This is a genomic window from Streptomyces sp. ISL-36, from assembly GCF_018614205.1.
Lineage (GTDB): Bacteria > Actinomycetota > Actinomycetes > Streptomycetales > Streptomycetaceae > Streptomyces.
In genome coordinates, this window is the sequence record NZ_JAGGOS010000157.1 from 1 (window position 1) to 5936 (window position 5936).

At 72.7% G+C, this 5936-nt stretch carries 5 protein-coding genes; 3 read left to right on the top strand and 2 right to left on the bottom strand.

Translation table 11 applies throughout. The annotated features are described in order from the left end of the window. Together J7E93_RS32640 and J7E93_RS32645 are read right to left on the bottom strand one after the other, a co-directional pair. The coding region (locus J7E93_RS32640) for a hypothetical protein (RefSeq protein ID WP_251067414.1) at positions 1-358 on the bottom strand (358 nt) is incomplete at its 3' end. Positions 359-1112: 754 nt separating this feature from the next. Continuing rightward, entirely contained in the window at positions 1113-1370 is a 258-nt protein-coding gene (locus J7E93_RS32645; protein ID WP_215073651.1) for a hypothetical protein, read from the bottom strand. 1328 nt (positions 1371-2698) lie between these two features. Between J7E93_RS32645 and J7E93_RS32650 the strand changes: the two genes are divergently transcribed. The 3 genes from J7E93_RS32650 to J7E93_RS32660 all read left to right on the top strand — a co-directional run. Next, a complete protein-coding gene (locus J7E93_RS32650) occupies positions 2699-4660 on the top strand; it encodes a hypothetical protein (protein WP_215073652.1) in 1962 nt (653 codons plus the stop codon). Next, on the top strand, positions 4660-5073 hold the full coding sequence (locus J7E93_RS32655) for a hypothetical protein (RefSeq protein WP_215073653.1): 414 nt from the start codon (positions 4660-4662) through the stop codon (positions 5071-5073). Before J7E93_RS32650 ends, J7E93_RS32655 begins: the two co-directional genes overlap by 1 nt. A gap of 592 nt (positions 5074-5665) precedes the next feature. Beyond that, a partial coding sequence (locus J7E93_RS32660; RefSeq protein ID WP_215073654.1) for a hypothetical protein occupies positions 5666-5936 on the top strand: 271 nt, incomplete at its 3' end.

Consider the following 5936-nt stretch of genomic DNA (forward strand, 5'->3'; position numbering starts at 1 on the left):
CCTCGGCGAGGACGGCGAGCAGACGGCGGCCGCCGCCGGCCGCGGCCAGGGTGGCCGCGCCGATCGCGCCCAGGCCGCCCAGCAGTGTGAAGACGCTCTCCAGCGGGGTGTCGGCGAGGAACAGGCCGCTGCCCAGCGCGAGGACGCACAGCAGCAGGATCAGCGCGTGCGTGGGGCCGAACCGCCCCGCCGCCGGGGCCGGTTCGGCGCTCTCCGCCGCCGCGGGGCGGTGTGGGTGCAGGAGCAGGGCGCGGCCGGTGTGGCTGGGCGGGAGGCGAAGGTGTCGCTCATGGTGCGCAGGACTCCGTCCTGACGGGGGCCGCCGGCAGAGTGCCGGGGCCCGGGGTACTGGTCGCAAGGGTGCGCGGCCCAGGGGCAGTTGGACCCTGCCGGTGATCGGGCTGCGCGGCACAAGCCTTCCACGCACGGCGGTCGCCCCGCCCCGCACCGCGCCCCTTATGGTCGTTATGAGAAGTTCTGGCCTCGCTGGTGTTCCCCGCCCCGCAACCGAATCAGCGGCCCGGCCGGGGCGGGAACACCGGTACGTCGGCGGCGAATTGCCGGGGCGCCGCCTCCGAGGCGGCCCACTGTTTGTTCCAGCCGATTTGCGGTCTGGGCCCCTCCACCAAGACGGTGGTGGACAGCACGGCACCGGCGGCGAGTCCGCCGGTGCCCTCCTGACGGCTCCTGGTCGCAAGCCCGAACCCGTTTTGAGGACTCTGGCAGGCGCGTTGGACCCGCGCCCGCCGACACGTCGGTCCGGCACCGCCCTCGGTGCCGGACCGACGCGCATGCCCGCCACCGCACCGGCGCCCGGCCGGGGTGCCGGTACGAGGGGTGTTCTGCTGGTCACCGCCCGCCCGCGAACCGGTGCTGTGCTCCTCCCCGCCCGCTGCCGGTCCGGTGAGTGAGCGTTGTTGGCCGGCTGCGCCGCGCACGAACGTGTCGACATCGCCGCCGGCGTATCCCGTCTGGCCGGCATGGAGGCGGGACACGAGGGGCTGCGCCGTCCGCCGGCACCTCTCCGGGTATGCGGGGCTTCCCGGCCGCTCCCGGGGGCCGGTCGGCGTTATGACCGACCGGACCCCGGACGCATCCCGCCCCGAGGCGGTTCAGCAACTGCTGGGCGGGGACGGGCAGGACGGCGCCGGAGCGACGACCGGGCTCTGCGCGGCCGGCGGCTGGGACGCCAGGCCGAGCCCCACAAGGACCGCCGCGACGGCGGCACCCGCCGTGATCGCCATGTACAGGTCCCCGCGGGGCGGGATCTCGCTGCTGCGCCTCTTGGTGTCGAGGTAGACGGCGACGGCCGCGGCCACGGTCACCATGAGGACGAGCAGCAGGCCGGGCGTGATGGTGAACTCGGTCATCGGACGGCGGGCTTCTCCACCCGGACCACGGCGCGGACACCGCGCCCCGCCGCCTTCTCACCACCCGCTCCGCACCCCGTTTGTGCTGGTCGGAGCGATTGTCGGTGCCGTGCTGTAGCTTCACAGACGTCGGTCAAGGGTTTCTCCTGCTGCCTGTACGAGGGGGCCGGGGGACCCGGACACCGGGAGCTCCTGGGGCACGGCCAGCCGCCAAGCAAGGACCGTGTTTCCAGGGCTCTCCCGTATGCGCGGGCCCGTGGACACCAACGACGCTACCGGCAGGGTCTGACAATGAGACGTCCGTGCCAAAACCCTCCTGGTCAGGGCCTGTTGTCAGTGCCGTGAGCGCCACGACCGACCGCCCCGACGCGCCGACCGGCACCATCCCCTCCTCCCGCACCGGGGCCGACGGCCCCGGTCCCGCACCTCACCGACCAGGGTCCCGGCAGGGACCCGGCCCCCACCCCCACACGGCCCCCGACAGGGGGCACGCCTCACGCCGGCCAACGGCCGGCCCGGCGTTCGACGCGCCGCTCTCCGCCCGGCCGCGCCCCGGACCGCCCGCGAGGGGTCAACTGACCTTCCTTGTACGGTGGTTGACCTGCAGTTCTGGTCGAAATCTGCGTATGGGTGATCGGCCGGAGCGGGTTGGAGGCCTTCGAGCGGACGCCGCCAGCGGCGCGAGCGTCGTACGGCGCCGACCGGGTCCGAGGGAGCGACCAGCGCACTCGGCGTCCCGGCCCGGGGATTCGTCCGCCGTACGGCGGACGTGCTCCCGGAGCCGGGGGAAAGCGCGGGTCTCCGTACGTCGTGGAACGGGTCCGGTTCTGCTGCTCGTCCACCCGCCGTGCGCCGTACCGCGCCGTGGCGAGGCCGTACGACGGTGTCGTCCGCGGCGCCCCGGCGGAGCGGACGTCGAGGTGACCCGCCGGCCGTACGGTAGGCGACCCCCACCCAGCCCCTGACGGGCCGTCGGGCAAGATCGTGCAGGTCGCAGCCGGTCGGATCGGAAAGACCGTCAACTCGCGTACTGCGCCCGCTCGGATGGGCGTACCCTTTTGTCATCGTCGCCGCCGAGGGCGGCCTGTTGTGCAGCCGGTGGACACCGCGGTATCCACCGGCAAGACCTGAGTACGCCGCCCGCACGTCACGGGGCGGGTACCCGGATCCGCCTGCGGGTCACCGAAGCGACGCCGGGTCAGCCCAGCGACGGACCGCGGTCCTCACCAGGCGGGCACGGGTGCGTTGCGCTCCGATGGCGCTCTGCTCGCGTACGCCGGTCACCGGCCGCGAGCCCGCCTCGCGCCGGCCCATTCGATTGAGGCCCTGTGAGCACCATCGACATCCCTGACGAGCACGACGACATCGACGGCATCGAGGTCATCGACATCCGCTCCGGCGACCGCTCGACGCCGTTCGAGCACCGCGTCGAGCCGGTCAGTAAGACCACCAAGGCGATCAAGTTCCTCGAGAGCGCCGGCGTCCAGATCTCCCCCGCCGCCGTCCGCCGGATCGCGTTCGGAGCGGTCGAGCCCGGACTCCTCGAAGGCGCCCGCCTGGAGCGCCACCGCGTCGAGACCGGCTGGCTGAGCGTCATCACCTACCGCGCGTACACGCTGCTGCTGTCCCCCGCGATCGAGAACGACCGGCTCCTCGACGAGGCCCACTACGCGGCCGATCCGGACACCAGCGACCACCAGCGGGTCCTGTCCATGCCCACCGCGCACGACACCGACGCCACCCTCGTCTACGCCGACGCCATGGACGACCTCCTCGCCGCCATCGACCGGGCGTCCAAGGGCGTGAGGAAGAACAACCCGCAGGAAGTCGGCCGGCGCATCGTGGAGCGGCCCCTGACGGCCGTCCCTGTCACCTTCCTCAACCCCGGACGCCACCCCGACGACGACCTGAGCCTCGTCGACGGCAACAGCCGCTGGGCGTCCTGCACCGCCGACATCAAGGTCCCGTCCAGCTCGATCCGCCCCACCAACGCCAAGGATCCCGACAGTCTGCTTCCGTCCCACCTCATGCGGCTTCCCCTCGCCGAGCGGCGGGATCTCGTCCGGGAGATCGTCAAGAACGCCCACCGCGACATCAACGCCGCCACCGGCACGAGCAGGGCCGCCTGTGCCAAGCGCGACCAGGCCGCCAGGCTCCTCAACGCGATGACCGTCCCGGTGCAGGTCATCGTCGGCTACACCGACGACAACCCGACCATGGGCATGGGACGCTTCCCCGTTGCGGTCCGCTCGCTGCTGATGCGCATGAACGTCGGGGTGAAGTCGTTCGATCCGTCCTCGAAGAACAGCGTCACCGCCGAGGAGATCGTCACCGCCCTGTTCGATGCCGGCGAGCTCGGCGACAACGCCCAGGCCGTGCGGGACGTCCTCCTCGGCCGCGCCGACGTCACCGACGCCATGAAGTCCCTCGGACTCAACTCCGCCTTCCGCGACCTGCGGTTCACGTACGTCGTCCAGCAGCTCACCCGCAAGGAGCCCCGGCTGAACGCGGTCATGGCCGCGAAGCTCGACAAGCGCCGCCTCCAGGTCACCCACCGCAGCGGCCCGATCGTCGAACTCGGCCTGCGCTCCTACTCCAGCCTCCCCAAGGAGAAGCTGGCGCCTGTGCGCACCGCGCTGGAAACCGGCTGCCTGTGGCAGGCCCTCGCCGACCACGAGTGGTCCGTCGAGAACATCGACAACGACCAGGCCGTGGACGACCTCCTGGAGCGCGCCGACAACGGCGACGTCCCCGCCCGGCTGCTCCTCGGCGTGATCGCCATGGTCACCCTCGTCACCAGCGGCTACCTCCTCGCGCCAGGCGGCTCCGCCGAGCAGATCGTGGGCAACATCAAGGTCATGCGCGCCGGCGTCGGCACGGTCATCAAGACCGTCCTCGACACGAAGGAGGGCCGGCAGGTGCTCGCCGACGCGATCAAGCGGATCCGGGCCAACCTGCGCCCGCGGTGGTGGGCCGACGGCCACCTCGTCGAGCAGGACGGCTGGAAGGGCAGCGACTTCAACGCCCACCTGCGCCTCGCCGCCAACCACGGGTTCGCCCCCGAGGGCTACCAGAACGATCCCACCGCCACCGAACTGGAGGACAAGGCCCTCACGGCCTTCCAGATGTCCCTCACCGCGGCCGGCGCCGACCTCGACGACCTGATCGCCCTGCGCAAGATGAACGGCACCACCACCGAACTCTCCTGGACCGTCGTGGAGCCGTCCTTCAAGCAGCTCAGCTTCATGGGCAACGACCTCGCCCGCATCGCCGAGGGCGAGCCGCGCTGATGACCGACACCACCTGGGCCGGCGTCGTCGTCATCACCGACGAGCGGTACGCCATGCTCGCCCGGCTCGCGGGCCAGTGGCTCGTCGAACCGCAGCCCGAGCCGATCCCCATCGGCGAGGACTCCGGGTACGAGGACAAGGCCATCTACATCGCGGTCAACCGCAACGGCAACGCCTGCTACTGCGGGAAGACCGCCCCCACCCGGGCCCTGAACCGGGGGGCCGCCGCGACCAGGCTCGGCCAGCACATCAACGGCAGCACGTCGAAGCGGGACGAGTGGGTCGAGTACTGGGTGATCCCGCTGCGTGACGCCACCCCCGGCCACGTCGTCTCCGCCCTGGAAAAAACCGTGGCCGCCCGCCTCGGCATTCCGCTCGTGCACCGGACGCGCATGCCGCGCCGGCGCACCTGACCCCCGACCGGCCGAAACCACAGCCGACACCGGAAACACACATGGGCCCCCGCACCGGGAGGACGGTGCCGGGGGCCCACCCGCTCCGGGGCCAACAGCCCCGGTCCCGCACCCGAGTCGACCAGGGTCCCGAAAGGGACCCGGCCTTACCCCGCACGCGGCCCCCGACAGGGGGCACGCCCCCGCCGGCCAACGGCCGGCCTCTTCCCGATCGAAGCGCTGCTCCCCGTCCGCCCTTGCCGCGGCTGCGCACCAACCTGACCACCAGGGCACTGGGCGCCGCCTGAGGGGCTTTCACAAATTCACACACTTTCACGCACGCGCCCATGCGAGAGCGTGCGGCCGTACGGCGACGCCCGCCATGTGCTGCGCCCCGGGCGAGGCCGTACGCCGGGTGCCCACCGGGACCCGGCCGTGGTGACGAGCAGCAGCCGGCCGTGTCGTACGACCGCCTCGCCTCGGTGCGCGCCGAGGCGGGCAGGGCGGTGTCGGCGGCCGGCACGTGGGGAGGAGCGGCAGGTCGGGCGGGTGGCTATGGCGGATTCGCCATAGCCGGTCCGCCGGTGGTGGCCGGCGGGTCTACGGTGCGGGGATGAGCGACGAGGTGGCGCCGGCCGGCGCGAGCGTGCTGCCCGAGGTCGACGACGTCCTCGCGGACGCCCTGACGGCGCAGGGGGAGGCGGGGTTCGTACGGCCGGCGGAGGTGGCCGCGGCGTGTGTGCGGTCCGCGGCGGACGCGCTGCTGGGCCTGCCCGGTGCCCCGGTCACGGTGGGACTGAAGCCCGCAGCGGAAGGCCTGCTGGCCGCGGTGGATGCCGTCGCGCCCCCCGCCGCCGAGGTTTCCGGGCCGGCCGGGCCGGCCG

Coding starts and splice junctions, on each gene's coding strand:
- J7E93_RS32645 (WP_215073651.1), bottom strand. CDS start 1,370: ATGACCGAGTTCACCATCACGCCCGGCCTGCTGCTCGTCCTCATGGTG.
- J7E93_RS32655 (WP_215073653.1), top strand. CDS start 4,660: ATGACCGACACCACCTGGGCCGGCGTCGTCGTCATCACCGACGAGCGG.